The sequence below is a fragment of the Paraburkholderia sp. MM5482-R2 genome (genome assembly GCF_050436125.1).
Lineage (GTDB): Bacteria > Pseudomonadota > Gammaproteobacteria > Burkholderiales > Burkholderiaceae > Paraburkholderia > Paraburkholderia tuberum.
In genome coordinates this window covers 1,345,384-1,359,249 of the sequence record NZ_JBNDLP010000003.1, presented here as the reverse complement: position 1 = coordinate 1,359,249, position 13,866 = coordinate 1,345,384, and the positions used below count along the sequence as shown (strand labels likewise).

At 57.5% G+C, this 13,866-nt stretch carries 8 protein-coding genes and 4 pseudogenes; 8 read left to right on the top strand and 4 right to left on the bottom strand.

The window, feature by feature from the left end; all coding sequences use genetic code 11:
- The first annotated feature begins 429 nt into the window (after positions 1-429).
- The 4 genes from OKW37_RS28365 to OKW37_RS28350 all read left to right on the top strand — a co-directional run bounded on the left by OKW37_RS28365 (position 430) and on the right by OKW37_RS28350 (position 5,860).
- Entirely contained in the window at positions 430-1,710 is a 1,281-nt protein-coding gene (locus tag OKW37_RS28365) for a tyrosine-type recombinase/integrase (RefSeq protein ID WP_429402902.1), read from the top strand.
- Positions 1,688-3,388, top strand: coding sequence for a site-specific integrase (locus tag OKW37_RS28360; protein ID WP_429402901.1), 1,701 nt, complete (start codon positions 1,688-1,690; stop codon positions 3,386-3,388). Before OKW37_RS28365 ends, OKW37_RS28360 begins: the two co-directional genes overlap by 23 nt.
- 161 nt (positions 3,389-3,549) lie before the next feature.
- On the top strand, positions 3,550-5,415 hold the full coding sequence (locus OKW37_RS28355; RefSeq protein WP_429402900.1) for a hypothetical protein: 1,866 nt from the start codon (positions 3,550-3,552) through the stop codon (positions 5,413-5,415).
- A complete protein-coding gene (locus OKW37_RS28350; RefSeq protein WP_429402899.1) occupies positions 5,405-5,860 on the top strand; it encodes a hypothetical protein in 456 nt (151 codons plus the stop codon). The genes OKW37_RS28355 and OKW37_RS28350 overlap by 11 nt, the downstream gene beginning before the upstream one ends.
- A 61-nt stretch (positions 5,861-5,921) precedes the next feature.
- Here OKW37_RS28350 and OKW37_RS28345 read toward each other — a convergent pair.
- From OKW37_RS28345 to OKW37_RS28335, 3 genes and pseudogenes are all read right to left on the bottom strand, one after another.
- Positions 5,922-6,212: pseudogene (locus OKW37_RS28345) on the bottom strand (IS3 family transposase); the annotation flags it as partial.
- A 4-nt stretch (positions 6,213-6,216) separates the two neighbouring features.
- On the bottom strand, positions 6,217-7,593 hold the full coding sequence (locus OKW37_RS28340; protein ID WP_429402898.1) for an IS30 family transposase: 1,377 nt from the start codon (positions 7,591-7,593) through the stop codon (positions 6,217-6,219).
- A gap of 68 nt (positions 7,594-7,661) precedes the next feature.
- Positions 7,662-8,551: pseudogene (locus tag OKW37_RS28335) on the bottom strand (IS3 family transposase); the annotation flags it as partial.
- 365 nt (positions 8,552-8,916) lie between these two features.
- Between OKW37_RS28335 and OKW37_RS28330 the strand changes: the two are divergent.
- The 4 genes and pseudogenes from OKW37_RS28330 to OKW37_RS28315 form a co-directional block, all read left to right on the top strand.
- Positions 8,917-9,680 (top strand): annotated as a pseudogene (locus OKW37_RS28330) (IS3 family transposase); the annotation flags it as partial.
- 130 nt (positions 9,681-9,810) lie between these two features.
- Positions 9,811-10,968, top strand: a complete 1,158-nt coding sequence (locus OKW37_RS28325) for an IS110 family transposase (protein ID WP_429402855.1) — start codon at positions 9,811-9,813, stop codon at positions 10,966-10,968.
- A 251-nt stretch (positions 10,969-11,219) separates the two neighbouring features.
- Positions 11,220-11,432 (top strand): annotated as a pseudogene (locus tag OKW37_RS28320) (DDE-type integrase/transposase/recombinase); the annotation flags it as partial.
- Between the two features lie 213 nt (positions 11,433-11,645).
- Positions 11,646-12,695 carry an IS110 family transposase gene (locus OKW37_RS28315; protein WP_429402897.1) on the top strand — a complete coding sequence of 350 codons (1,050 nt, stop codon included), beginning with the start codon at positions 11,646-11,648 and terminating at the stop codon, positions 12,693-12,695.
- A 398-nt stretch (positions 12,696-13,093) separates the two neighbouring features.
- Here OKW37_RS28315 and OKW37_RS28310 read toward each other — a convergent pair whose 3' ends face one another.
- Positions 13,094-13,390: a hypothetical protein gene (locus OKW37_RS28310; RefSeq protein WP_429402896.1), complete on the bottom strand. Its 297-nt coding sequence runs from the start codon at positions 13,388-13,390 to the stop codon at positions 13,094-13,096.
- Positions 13,391-13,866: the final 476 nt, after the last annotated feature.

The window sequence follows — 13,866 nt, the reverse complement described above, 5'->3', positions numbered from 1 at the left end:
CGAACATCCAAGCTGCACCACATCGCTAGACAGTGAGGCCTTAGGGTTATGGGTATTTTTCTCTTTGGGGCAAGCGCCGCAGGCGCGCGTCAGGTTCGAGTGTGTGCAACTGAGGAACCGCCGCAGGCGGCTGTCCACACCCTTGCGGTGTGGGCAGCTCAGTTGTGCACACGGGGAATACCCACCAACGTATTCGCACGTGAAGTCGTCAAGGGTTGGAAGCAAACTGATGATGAACGAAAGATTCCTTGCTGATTTTTCTGCAATCGTTGGCACAGTTCGAGTCCCGGGGTGTTGCCTGCAGGTCCCACGCTGGCTTTTTCGACGATTACGGATGGATCTGCGCAATCAAGTGCGTGCGACACAGGTAGAACATGCCCAATGTGGGCGACTAAAGCGGGGGGTGCTATGGCGCGACTCGAGTCAGTTTTGTTCAAGCCGCATCGTGCATTGGTGGAAGGCTCCGGCGTGCGTTGGACGCCACTTCCAGAAAAGACAGAAGAAATGCGCCTTCCGACGATCTTCTGGAAATCCGGGGCACCCTGGCGAGAGGCCAATGTCTGGGCATTGGAAAGCGCAACCACTGGCGATATCGACTTCCGGACCGTGCAATCTAGGGCAAACGCATTGTTGGCATACGCGAACTGGTTAGAGTCGACAAGCACTGATTGGTGGGAGTTTCCGATGCATCGATCGAATCGCTGCCTCGTTCGCTATCGTGGCGAACTGATCCGATCCCGCAAAGCCGGAAGCCTTGCGCCGTCGACTACGTCACATCGGATCCAGGTCGTAATCCAGTTTTATCGGTGGCTTCGAGATAGCGGACTGCTGTCAACTTCGTGGCCAATGTGGGAGGAGCGCGTTGTTGGCATTCACCTGAAAGACCCTCGCGGATTTGAGCGCACCCTCAGTGTCAAATCTACCGACTTGAGTATCCCGAATCGGAGCATACCGGGACAAAGGCTGGAAGACGGCCTGCTTCCCGTTCGTGCAGTCGATCGAGATGCGGCTCTGCAGTTCGCTGATAGGCATGCCTCGGAAGAACTGTTCCTAATGCTAACGCTCGGCTTTTTTACGGGCATGCGAATTGGGACGATCGCCGATCTTAAGGTTCAGACGCTCGAGAATGCGGTGCCGAATCCCACTGCTCAGGGCTTTTACCAACTCTTCGTCGGTCCTGCAGCGGACCCGCCGGTCGCAACAAAGTTCGGCGTTAATGGTCAGGTTCCGATCTGCGACACACATCTCGATCGGATCCGAGAATATGCATCCAGTGTGCGGCGCCTGAATCGGGAGGTAAAGGCGTCTGGAGCCAACAAAGATCTGGTTTTTCTGACACGGTACGGCAATCCATATTGCCAGCGGGGATCTCATAACAGCAATGCCATAAACGTCGAGATGGCAGCGTTCAGAAAGAACGCGGTAGCAAACGGCCTTGTCGCGATGCGGAACTTTCATTTTCATCAGAGCCGTTGCACCTTCGCCACCGAACTCGCGCGCCTAGCAATTCGCCTCGGTGGTTCTCTATTTGCCATCGCGATTGTCATGGAAACACTGCTTCACAAAAGCGAATCGACTGCCCTACATTACGTTAGATTCGTTGAGAAAACTAAAATCAAGGAAGAAGTTGGGAACGCATTCGATCGTGAATTCCTTGGACTGCTAGGCGCACGTCAGGAGAAAAACGATGCACAAACGGAAAATCCCTGACCTGACCTTTCCTGGCGCAAAGTTTACTGAACGGCAGATTCCGTGGGATCTCCAATATATGCTTTATCCGAACGCCGCGGCCCTCTCAACGCGCGACTTTAGTCGAATCGACAAGGGATTTCTTGGCCCGATCGCCTGGGAACGATTGCCCATGGTCGTGAAACTTCACGAAGTGCTACACGATGAACTGGCGAAAGGGACAAGCCAATACACGGTAGGGGATCGCATTTATTGTCTTCGAATTTTTTACCGTTGGGCAGATGCGGTGGGTAGGTCGCCTACCCTCACATCGGCGCGGGGCGATTTCCTTGACTGGACTGAGTATCTGCTGCTGCAACGTTCTGCCGGCACACTTGGACACCGTGCTTTCTACAAGTACGCGGTTGTTGTAGGAAGCGTGCTCGATGAGCTATCGGACGCTCCTGTCTCACTGTTGACGCAAAGTCGAATTCGGAGTCGAGACTCGGCTCGACGGAAACGCGTTTTGGGCACGGAAGCCGACAAACAGAACATTTCCGAGACGTTTTCCTTCGGCCACATGTTGCTCGATCTAACGGACGCTCTGACTGCCGAAGCGATTCAAGGTGAGCTGCCCGTACGAATCCAATTCCGGACCGGACAGTTGCTTGAAGAGTGGTGCGGATTTCGCCCAATGGACAGCGCAAGATTTTTATCCTTAGCGCCGTCAGACCAACGCCGGCGGACCGTGAGAAGGAAATTGGACCCGGATGATCCCCTCAAAAGCAGGCACGCCTTAGCAAACCTCAGGATTGAAGCTGAGCTGCTGATATTTATGGCCTGCACGGGAATGAATCTCGCCCAGGCTCGCGCGCTGAAAGTTGGGCGCTTTGTCTATGCGAGTCACCTCGATGGCTACCAGGTCCGTCGCATTTACAAGGACCGGCGCAAGGGCGAAGTTGAATTTGAAATTTATCGAGAATATCGTCACCTTATCGAGCGCTATCTAGTATGGCGTCAAGCGATGTTTCCGAATGACGAACGGCTATTTCCACGGTGGCAAACAGGCCGCACTGATGAACCATCTTTGATCGTTTTTAGCGCTGTAAAAAGTCGTTGCAAACGACTGGGTATCCGTTATTGCGGTACTCAAGTTCTCCGGAGAACGCGCACGAACTGGCTCCTTCGACGCACTCAGGATCCAGACGTGACAGCGGAAATGGCGCAGCACGCAAAAGAAACGTTGTTGAGAATCTACGAAAATCCCAATCACCAACTTGCTGTGATCGAGATCAGCCATTTCCATTTGAAATCCGATCCAACCATCGCGCCACCGGGCCCCGGGACATGTACTGGCAAAAACCCGGAACCGTTGCCTAACGTACCGCCAGCGGCACCGCGTCCGGACTGCACAAGTCCGGCGGGTTGCCTGTTCTGTCAGCGCCAACGTGATCTCGACGACGCGGATTATCCGTGGTCGCTCGCGAGCTTTCGTTATCTGAAATCGCTGGAACTCTCGAAATACCGCCCGCCCGTCAAACGACAAGACCCGCATCCTGCCGCACTAGTGATTAGCAGAATTGGTGCAAAACTTGATGCCCTGCGTTCAAGCGATCCGCAGCACGCACAATGGGTCGACGAAGCCCTGACGCGGATCGATGAAGGAGTGTTTCACCCGGCGTGGGACGGGTTCATTCAACTGATAGAGCTTCGCAAATGAGCACGGACACCAGCAGACTGCGACTCATGGTGGACTCGACGCTAGTCGTCCCATCGAGCGCAAATTTTCGGCCGCCTACATGGCCGCCGGCTGACGATTTCCCAATCGTTATCGACCGGCACGGGAAGGTTGTCAGCAGGTACGGAGATATAAGTTGGGACTTGTCACCGTGGCACGGCCATGCGCTCAAGTTAGGATTTGGTGATGGCCCTCAACGTAGTGATGCTCGAGTGGTATCTCCTGAGAACGCCCGACTCCTGCGGCAAGTTACCGCGTGGATATTGTTCGGGGGTCGCGAGGTCAAAAAACCTATCACGATCTCTAATGATGTTAAACGCCTAAAGCCGATTTTTGTTCTGTGTTCGCAACAGCGTATTCTTGCGTCCGCACTGTCCAAATTTCCGGCCGTCATCGGCAAGATTGCTTCGGTATTACCTCCGTCGAGTGCGGACGCGGTGTTTACACTGCTCCATGTTTTCTTCGAGCACCGGGAAGAGATCGGTTTCACACTACTGGATCGCGAGGCTTTGAGACGGCTTGCGGCGGACCTGCCGGACCACGATAATCGGCAAACGCCATATATTCCGCCTCGTGTCTGGACCTACCAGTTGATACGCCTGCGGACCTTCCTCGATGACTTCCTTGTGCATCAGAAGGAAATCGAGGACTGCTATCGCTTCTGCCTTCAGGCATACGTAACAAACTATGGTTCGCTACGCGCGGCACGTTCGGGTAACCGTCCAGGGTGCGACCCCCCATTTTCGCGAGATCCCAATAGGCTCGGAACCTATCACGGTCGCTTCTCCGATGTCGCAAAGCGATTTGGCATTGATGCGCTTTTGCAGCGGTGGTGCATGCCCGCAGGTGTTTCTCTCGATAACGCTCCGATCATCCTATTTGCGAGCTATTTAACCAACGTCAGCAAAATCAGCCTGACATATATCCTCAATTTTTCGCTGATGCGAAACGCTGAAGCGGCCTCTCTGCGCGCTGACTGCTTGCTGATAGAGCAAGACCCGTCGTTTGGTTCGATTTTTCTCATCAGAGGAGCCACAACCAAGACCGTAGAAGATAGCGACGCCCGATGGGTGGCCTCGCCCTCCGTCCAAGTTGCGGTCGACGCGGCAAAGGCCGTTGCGCGACTAAGGATGGAAGCCGCTGAGGGTTATCATGATGTGCTGGAAGACTCTGACGAAATCCGTAATCCTTTTTTACTCCAACGTGCGTACGAGCCATGGGGTTGCGATCACTGCGCGCCTATCAACGTGCGCCCGACGTTGGCAGCATATTGGAAGGTGTCCGAGTCATGCCCGAACCTTTTTGATTCTGATGTTCTGCGTATCACTGAAACCGATCTACAGATTGCCAGGCTTGTGACCCCTACGCTCGATGGCAAGAAGTTCCAAGTAGGGAAAATCTGGCGACTTTCGGATCACCAACTGCGACGCACCGGCATGGTCAACATGCAGGCATCAGGAGTAGTCTCAGATTCATCGCTACAGTATCAGGCAAAACATGCGAGCCGCGCCATGTCGCTCTATTATGGGCAAGGATATTCCCACGTACGCCTTAACGACGCTGCGCGAAAAGAGTACATTCGTACGATGTACGAGATGATGGGTATGGAAATCGCGCGCCTTTTTGGCGATCGCTTTCGCAGTCCCTACGGACCGGAGCGAAAGGCGGAAATTCTGCGACTCGTCGCTCCCAACGACGCGAAAAAACTTGTGGCAGCTGGGAAGTCCGGCCAGGTAGCCTGCCGACAAACACTGTTGGGTGTCTGCACAAGTCGTGATCCATGTGAGTACGGCGGCATCGATAACATCATCCGTTGCGGGGGCGGAGACGGTCGTGGCCCGTGCAATGATGCACTCTTCGATCGAGAGCAGAAGTCTTTTATATGCCAGCTCGTCGAGGTGCTGGACGAGAGATTGGCCAGCACCCCCGCCGGTTCGCCCCTACATGACTCGCTAAGTGCACAGAAACTCGCGGCAGAGAACGCCCTTGGAATCCTCAATGAAGAATGACGTTACCGTGACTGGCTCCGCCGAAGCGGAATTTCGCCGGGCATTCAGTCGACTGAAACAGGGCATCCCCGAAACTATGCCCGAAGGTACACCAGTTACGCAGAACAACGTGGCAAGAGAAGCTGGCCGCGATCCGTCCGCGCTTCGTAAGGCGCGCTATGCTGCTCTCATCAGCGAGATACAGCGCTGGATTAGAGATCATCCGCAGCCGAAGCCATCGTCGCAGCGGCAGATAGCGCTCACCAAACGGCGAGAAAATCGCGAACTGAATCTTAGAATCAAAGAGATCGAGGCCCAGCGAGATCAAGCAGCGTCGCTGCTGGTTGAAGCCGACACAAAGATACTCGAACTAACTATGGAGAATGCCGACCTGAAGGCCAAACTTGCCAACCTGGAGGGGCCGTCTGCGGCTTCGAAAGTCACTCCATTCCGCAGTCGATGCTAAATCCGCGGTAAGCAAGGATCTGCCGGAGTGAGGTCGGTCGTCAATAGTGGAGAGCAATGGGTTAAGCCGCGAGTTGCACTTTATAAAATTGCTGCGTGAAGGCAGCGGGCGACAGATAGCCAAGACGCGCCTGCTTGCGTTGCCGGTTGTAAAAGATCTCGATATATTCGGTGATGGCCTGTCGGGCTTCGGCGCGTGTCGTGAACCGGTGGTGGTGCACGAGTTCGTTCTTGAGTGAGCCCCAGAAGCTTTCCATCGGGGCGTTGTCGTAGCAATCGCCCTTGCGGCTCATGGAAATCGTCATGCCGAACTGCTTTGCCAGATCCCGATAATCGTGGGAGCAGTACTGGGCGGATTCAACCGGTCGTCGCAACACTAGATTGTTGAACAGATTTTAGATACTCGTCCAGAGCTTCGGCAGGTGTCTTCCAACCAAGCGTTTTCCGGGGTCTGGTATTCAGTGCATTGGCAACGGCGTGGATCTCTCGAGCGCTCCACCTGGACAGGTCTGTGCCCTTTGGAAAGTATTGTCGCAGAAGGCCGTTCGTATTCTCGTTCGTGCCGCGCTGCCATGGACTGTGCGGGTCGGCGAAGAATACCTTTACCCCGGACTCGACGGTGAAGCGGGCGTGATCGGATAGTTCCTTGCCACGATCCCAGGTCAATGACCGCCACAACTGGGCAGGCATGTCAGTCACGGTCTTCTTCAGCGCATTGGCCATCGTGACAGCCCCGTAGCCAGCCAGCGCGGGGCCGTTCTTCGTCCGGGGAGTCAGCCCATAGCCTTTCTCCCGAGGCAGGTGCACGAGCATGGTGAAACGGCTTGATCTCTCCGCCAGCGTCCCAATAGCAGATCGGTTCAGGCCGATGATCAGGTCACCCTCCCAATGCCCTGGCACGGCACGATCCTGCACTTCTGCAGGCCGGCTGGAAATCATCACATCCTCGCTAACGTGCGCCCAGGCCTTGGCTTGTGCCCTGGCCCTCGGTACGCGCAACGCCCGCCCCGTGCGAAGACAGCTGACCAGCTCGCGCTTGAGGGCACCTCGGCTCTGGATATAGAGAGCCTGGTAAATCGCTTCGTGAGAGATGCGCATAGATTCGTCATCCGGGAAGTCGAACTGCAGCCGTTTGGAAATCTGTTCGGGCGACCAGCCATTAACCCATTTACGGTCACCGCGATGCGGCTTGTTTCTCCCTTTGAAAGGCGCTTGCCGAGGCCCAGCAATCGCACGGCCATCAGGATCGCGAACCTTGCCCTCCAAACGGTCTTGCACGTAGTGGTGCAGCCGTGCGTTAATCACCAGTTTCGAAGACTTTGGTCTTTGGGCAACCAGTTCCGCCTTCCACTGCGCAACCGAAGCCCGATACTCAAGTTGGCCGCTGCGAGTTGCAGCGTTACGTGTCAGTTCCCGGGAGACCGTTGACGGGCTGCGTCCGATACGGCGAGCGATCTCGCGTATTCCGACGCCCTGGAACGAAAATAACCCAATCTCTTCTCGCTCCGCGAACGACAAGTACCTCCCGGATAAGGGCTTCGACATGAAAAGTGGCATGCCGCCATTATGACGGAACCAGCGAGTGCCTACCGCCTGCGACACGCCAACCGCCTCTGCAGCCTTCTCACTTGTAATGCCTGTCGCGATTTGCTCCCAGAATCGCCGCTCGATCTCACGCCGATGCGACGGCGCACCTGGCGAGCGCATCGCTGCTCGCCCTGTCAACTTATACATCCACCCCGCTGGTCGTCCCATAAACACCTCCTCGATCAAAGGTGTTGCGACGACCGGTTGAATCCGCCCTGGCTGCCACGATCCGAATGAAGAATCAGACCTGCTGGAGGCCGTTTGAGCGCGACGGCGCCGAATAACGCCTGCATCACCAGGCTGCGGGTCATCCGCTCGCTCATGGCGTAGCCGACCAGTTCGCCGTTGAACAGATCCTTGATGCCGGCAAGATACAACCAGCCCTCGTCGGTCCACACGTACGTTATATCACTCACCCAGGCATGGTTCGGCGTGCTCATGCCAAAATTGCGTTCCAGCAAATTCGGTGCGACTGGCAAATCGTGCTTCGAATCTGTCGTATTTCTGAACTTGCGTTTCTGCTTGCAACGAAGTCCCAGTTTGGTGCGAATGCGCCTGATGCGGTGAAGGCCAACGGGCACGCCGTGATCGAGCAGATCCGCCTGCAATCGCTCGCGCCCATATGTCCGCCGGGTTCGTTCGTGAGCCGCTGCAATCTCGACTTCAAGGCGCGCGTTCTCCCGTGCACGCGGCGATTCGGGGCGCCGGCGCCAGGCGTAATAGCTGCTGGCCCCTAGCTCAAACACCCGACACAGCACGGCGATTGGGTAGTCCTGTCGCATCGCTTCGATCCGGTCGTATTTCACCGCGACTCCTTCGCGAAATAGACCGTCGCTTTTTTTAAAATGTCGCGTTCCATCGTGACCGTCGCCAGCTCACGTTTGACACGCGCCAGTTCTGCTTCCAACTCGCTCTGCGGCTTTTGCGTCTCGCCTACCTTCGCCAGAGTCCCTTTGCGCTCAGCAACAACCCACGCGCCCAGCGTTTTTACCGACAAAGATAATCGGCCCGCCGCTTCCCGCTGCGATAGCCCGTCGACAAGAACCAGCTTCACCGCCTGCTCGCGAAACTCCTTCGTGTAGCTGCCCTTTGGTACTCGATTCATCTGATCTCCGTTTCGATCATTCTACGAAACATTGATCTCCACTTTCTTCAGCCTACCTCAGAGTGCCCGCGTAGCCGGAATCAAGTGGATGCATCCGCACGCCGGAGTTGTGCATCACCTGTGCGCACGAATCGCCCACGCCTTCAGTGACTACTTGCGCCGCGCTGACCGGTGCCGAATCGCCCGGTCACGATAGGGCTTCAACTTCGTCTGGCCTTCAGGCGCTGCCCCTGCCGGCCCGGGGAGCATTTCACGGGCAAGCTTTTCCTGGAACTTGGCGAGCACGTCCCGCGCGCTGATACTGAGCTTGCCCCCGAAAAACGAATCCCTTGCTGAGCAGGTAAACTCAAGCAAGGAGAAGAACGATGACAAGCAAGGCAAAGCGAGCGCAGTACACGCTCGAGTTCAAGCTGGAAGCGGTCCGGCTGGTCAAGGCAGGGCAAAGCATGGCTGCGGTGGCGGCGACACTGAGCGTAGTTGAACAGACGCTGTACAACTGGGTGAAGGCTGACCGGGAAGGCAAGCTGGCAGGAGCTGGCACGAAGCCTGTGAGCGCGGAGCAGATGGAGCTTGCGCGGCTGCGTGCGGAAGTGGCTCGCCTGAAGATGGAGCGAGATATTCTAAAAAAGTGCGCGGCGTACTTCGCGAAGGAATCGATGTGAAGTACGCGTTCATTGAGCACAATCGACGCCACTGGCCGGTGTCGGTGCTATGCGAAGTGCTGGAAGTCAGTCCCAGCGGCTATCATCAGCGCCGGCAACGCACCGCGCAGGACAAGCCGCACCGAAGCCGCGTGAGCGACGACGCACTGCTTGCGCACATCAAGGCGATTCACACGCAGGTCAAGGGTGAATACGGCTGGCCTCGCATGTGGAAGGAGCTGCTCACGCATGGCGTGCGCGTCGGCAAGGAGCGGGTTCGCAAGCTGATGGCACAGCATGGCATTCGGGCTCGCCATAAGCGCAAGTACATTGCGACGACAAACTCGAACCATGATTTTCCGGTGGCTCCTAATTTGCTGGAGCGCAACTTCACTGCAACGGCGCCGAACCAGCTCTGGACGAGCGATATCACCTATCTGGCGACGGCCGAGGGCTGGGTGTACCTCGCGGTCATCATCGACCTGTTCAGACAGTATGACTTCCCGTGAGGTGGAAGGCTGGCCCGGCGTGTGGAATCAAACGCGGGTTAGCATGACTGCCAGAGCCGCACGGTGTGGACAGGGCCACACCCGGCGATTTCCGTCACGGAGGCCAGCAATGGGAAACGATAGCACAGTGTATGTAGGGCTTGATGTCCACAAGGACTCGATCGCGGTCGCCTATGCGGTGGGGATGGGCGAAGTCGAGCAACCGGGCAGGATCGGAACGACGAAGACCGATATCGACCGGTTGTGCAAACGTCTGCAGTGCAAAGGACGACAGGTGCGCGTGGTCTATGAAGCCGGGCCATGCGGTTATGGGCTTTACCGGGAACTGGTTCAGAAAGGATTTGACTGCATGGTGTGTGCGCCGTCGCTGATTCCAAAAAAGCCCGGTGACCGCGTCAAGACGGACCGGCGTGACGCGATCAAGCTGGTGCGCGGACTGCGCGCGGGTGACCTCTCAGCGGTGTATGTGCCGGGCGTTGAAGATGAAGCATTCCGCGATCTGGCCCGCGCATGGGCGGCCGCGAAAGCCGATCTGCGGCAGGCACGGCAAAGACTGAAGTCATTCCTGCTCGCGCACGGTAAAGGTTATACCGGTACCGCTAATTGGGGACCGGCGCACCGGCGATGGATCAGTTCATTCTCGTTTCCCTGTCACTGGCAGCAAGTGGCCTTCGACGAACACCGCCGCACGATCGAGGAGAGGCTTGCGCAATGTGCACGTCTCGAGGCTGCCCTGCGCGAGGCCGTGATCGAATGGCGGTTCTATCCGGCCGTGCTGGGCCTTCAGGCCATGCGCGGCGTACAGTTCACCACTGCGATCGGAATGCTATCGGAGCTTGGGGACTTGTCACGCTTCGAGCATCCGCGCCAGCTGATGGCATGGCTGGGCGTCACACCTTCTGAATACTCCTCCGGGGAGCGGCGGCGTCAGGGAAGCATTACGAAAACCGGCAACAGTTATGCCCGCAAACTGCTAGTCGAGGCCGCCTGGAGCTACCGCTTTCCCGCACGTATGAGTACAGATATCCAGCGCCGGCAAGAAGGCCTCCCCAAGCCCATCATCGATCGCGCCTGGGACGCACAGCTGCGGCTGTGCCGGCGATATCGCAAAATGACAATGCGCGGCAAGAATGCGAACATTGCTGTGGTTGCCGTGGCCCGTGAACTCGCGGGATTCATCTGGGACATTGGCCGACTGTCAATCTCACTGGCTGTGCCGGGCGGTGCACAGGGGGCAACACAACAGGTTCACCCTGCCGGCCACTGAAGAACAGCAATCCGAAGGAGTTTCCTGAAGGCGGCGTAGCCCGGCACCCGAGCAACCCGCGCCCCGGCTGTGCAACGGATGTCATCCGATTTGCGGCTTCAGATAGCGGCAGGCTCATTGGGCGGACCACTGTAATGCGGTAACCAACCCGCGGATATCAGGGTGATCCACCGTCGAGACTTACTGCTACGTCGCCCTCAGGAAATTCAGAAACCGAAAACCGATCCCCTATTGACACGGGAAGTCATATCAGCCGGCAGGTGGTGGGCTGGTCGATGCAGCCGCACATGAAGGCTGACCTGGTCACGGACGCATTGCGCATGGCGTGGTTCAGGCGCCGCCCTGAAGCCGGCGTAATCGTGCATAGCGACAGGGGCAGCCAGTATTGCAGCGGCCTGTTTCAGGACACGTTGAAGGCCTATGGCATGCGTTCGTCAATGAGTCGACGAGGCGATTGTTGGGATACTCAGTCTAAGATCGCTTCTGAACGTCGGACCGATCTGACCCGTGCTGGGATTGGCCGAGCTGCCTTGGCGTTGACCTGTCGATCGGGTTCCGGCGTTCCCCGAGCGTTGCCGGGCCCACCGTCTGTGACCTGATAGGAGCTTTGTTCTGCACCGTGAGTGTCCTGTCCTGCGATTGGGGTTGGCGATGCGCCCACTACAACGGATACACGCATGGAACAAAACGAAGTGATTCTGGGGGTCGACACGCATCTGGATACGCATGTCGGGGCTGTGATCAGCGACACAGGTAGGCTTCTCGGAACGAGATCGGTATCGACCGACACGGCAGGATATCTCGACCTGCTGACATGGGCGAATTCGTTCGGTCATTTGCGTCGCGCCGGAGTTGAAGGGACCGGCACCTACGGAGCGGGATTGGCCCGCGTACTGCGCGATCATGAGATCGAGGTGCTTGAAGTCAATCGTCCCGATCGCGCGATGCGCCGATCTAAAGGGAAGTCCGATCCCACTGATGCGGAAAACGCCGCGCGTGCCGTCCTCTCCGGAAGGGCTACGGCTATTCCAAAGGAACAGTCCGGTGCCGCCGAGGCGATGCGCGCCGTCTCCGTTGCCAGGCGCAGTGCAGTCAAAGCAAAGACGCAGGCTATCAACCAGTTACGGGCTTTGCTCGTCAGCGCCCCGCAGGAAATCCGTGATCGTCTTCTGAAAGCGAAGACAGCGGAATGCGTTGAGAGTTGTGCCCGTGTCCGCTCGTTGGGCAAAACGCCAATGTTGCAAACCCTCACGACCACGCTGCGGTTGCTGGCGAAACGCTGGCTGACGCTGGCCGAGGAGCTCAAGGCACTCGACACCATGCTCGACAGCCTTACCATCCAGCACGCTAGGCGACTTCGCGAACGATTCGGCGTTGGGCCGCAGACTGCTGCAGTGCTAGTTGCTGTGGCGGGTGACAATCCCGAACGCCTGAAAAGTGAAGCTGCGCTGGCGGCACTTTGCGGCACAAGTCCATTACAGGCCTCGTCCGGCAAGACGGTCCGGCACCGCCTGAACAGGGGCGGTGACAGGTCCGCAAACAACGCTCTTTGGACCATTGCCATGGTTCGGATGCGCAGCGATCCGCGCACTCGCGTCTATGTCGAACGCCGGACGAAGGAAGGCATGTCCAACAAGGAAATCCACCGCTGCCTGAAGCGCTATATCGTCCGAGAGTTGTACCCGCTCATTCTGGCCGATCTGGCCGATTCGACGGCCTCTGCTTGACATAGGAGCGTCACGCTGACGCAGGCCAAGGCTAATGCGACGACGGCAGCGGCGACGGCCACGGATAGCGCCCAGACGGCCTTCGCCAACGCCCAGGCCAACCTCGCCACCGCCCAAGCCAATGCGCTGAGCGCTGGTCCTACCGGCCAACTGGCTCTGGTAAACGCCGAGAACAACCTGGCTGTCGCCCAGGCGCTGGCAGCCGCCAACGCTCAGGCGCCCGACGAACAAGGCAATATCGCAATGACCAACATGCAGACGACACTATTGACGGCGCAGGCGAACGGCCTCAACGCCCAGGTGGCCATCGCAAAGGCCCATGCCACCTTAGGGGCCGCTCCGTAGTTAACCTAGGGGAGCATGTGCGGGTTTTTGCTTGAATTGCAAGCCGGCTCCCTTCAGCGTGCGCATTGCGGCGATCGTGATCTGGGATTGCGGAGGATCCGTGATCGCTGATCCCGGCTTGCATTGTAATCCAGGCCCATGCGTTCGTCGCGGTGCCCGGCGCATCCAACTGCACGTACACGTGCGCCATGCATGCCGAGACGATGGCCGACTGGATCGGCGGCCTGTGCGACGCGCTGAAGTTCAATGGCGGCGTACCCTAACTGGTCGCCCATGCGACGGGCGGGTGCGTGAGTATCCCCGTAGGTCTGAAACAAAGCCCTTAAAGCCATCTGGAAAGTATCGGACATGCTCACCTTCTCGTCGTCGCCGTGGTGGCTGCGAAGGCAGTCAAATGCACCGATCGAGTCAGGGTCACGCGTCGCACTGTAATGCCATCGTGTTTCCACACAACCATCTGGGTCGATAGCCGTCTCGCGCGCACAGGAATCGTGGCCCCAAAAAAAGCGCGGTGCCCGAAGGGGGCGCCGCACGAAAGGATACGAGTCGATAGCATTCCGTGCGGAAACGGGCCAACCGAAGCACCAGATGCGTGCCTGTCGATACGCTCCCGCCTTGAGATCAAACCGAGGAGACGAGAAGTTGCCGACAAGCGGCAAGCCGAACGTTATGTTCGCTACCGCACCCAAGTCCCCAGTTTTTGAGCACTGCCGCTACCTACATCTACTATTACAAATACAACGTGAAGTTCAAACAAGATTGAGAGACGACTTTCGCAATGCGATTGTCTGGAATGATCGGCGCCGTTAACGCTTAAGCAGGCGCG

What these genes read in the sequence shown, in the direction of transcription:
- OKW37_RS28360 (WP_429402901.1), top strand. Translation starts at nt 1,688, where the DNA reads ATGCACAAACGGAAAATCCCTGACCTGACCTTTCCTGGCGCAAAGTTT.
- OKW37_RS28350 (WP_429402899.1), top strand. Translation starts at nt 5,405, where the DNA reads ATGAAGAATGACGTTACCGTGACTGGCTCCGCCGAAGCGGAATTTCGC.
- OKW37_RS28340 (WP_429402898.1), bottom strand. Translation starts at nt 7,593, where the DNA reads ATGTATAAGTTGACAGGGCGAGCAGCGATGCGCTCGCCAGGTGCGCCG.
- OKW37_RS28325 (WP_429402855.1), top strand. Translation starts at nt 9,811, where the DNA reads ATGGGAAACGATAGCACAGTGTATGTAGGGCTTGATGTCCACAAGGAC.
- OKW37_RS28315 (WP_429402897.1), top strand. Translation starts at nt 11,646, where the DNA reads ATGGAACAAAACGAAGTGATTCTGGGGGTCGACACGCATCTGGATACG.
- OKW37_RS28310 (WP_429402896.1), bottom strand. Translation starts at nt 13,390, where the DNA reads ATGTCCGATACTTTCCAGATGGCTTTAAGGGCTTTGTTTCAGACCTAC.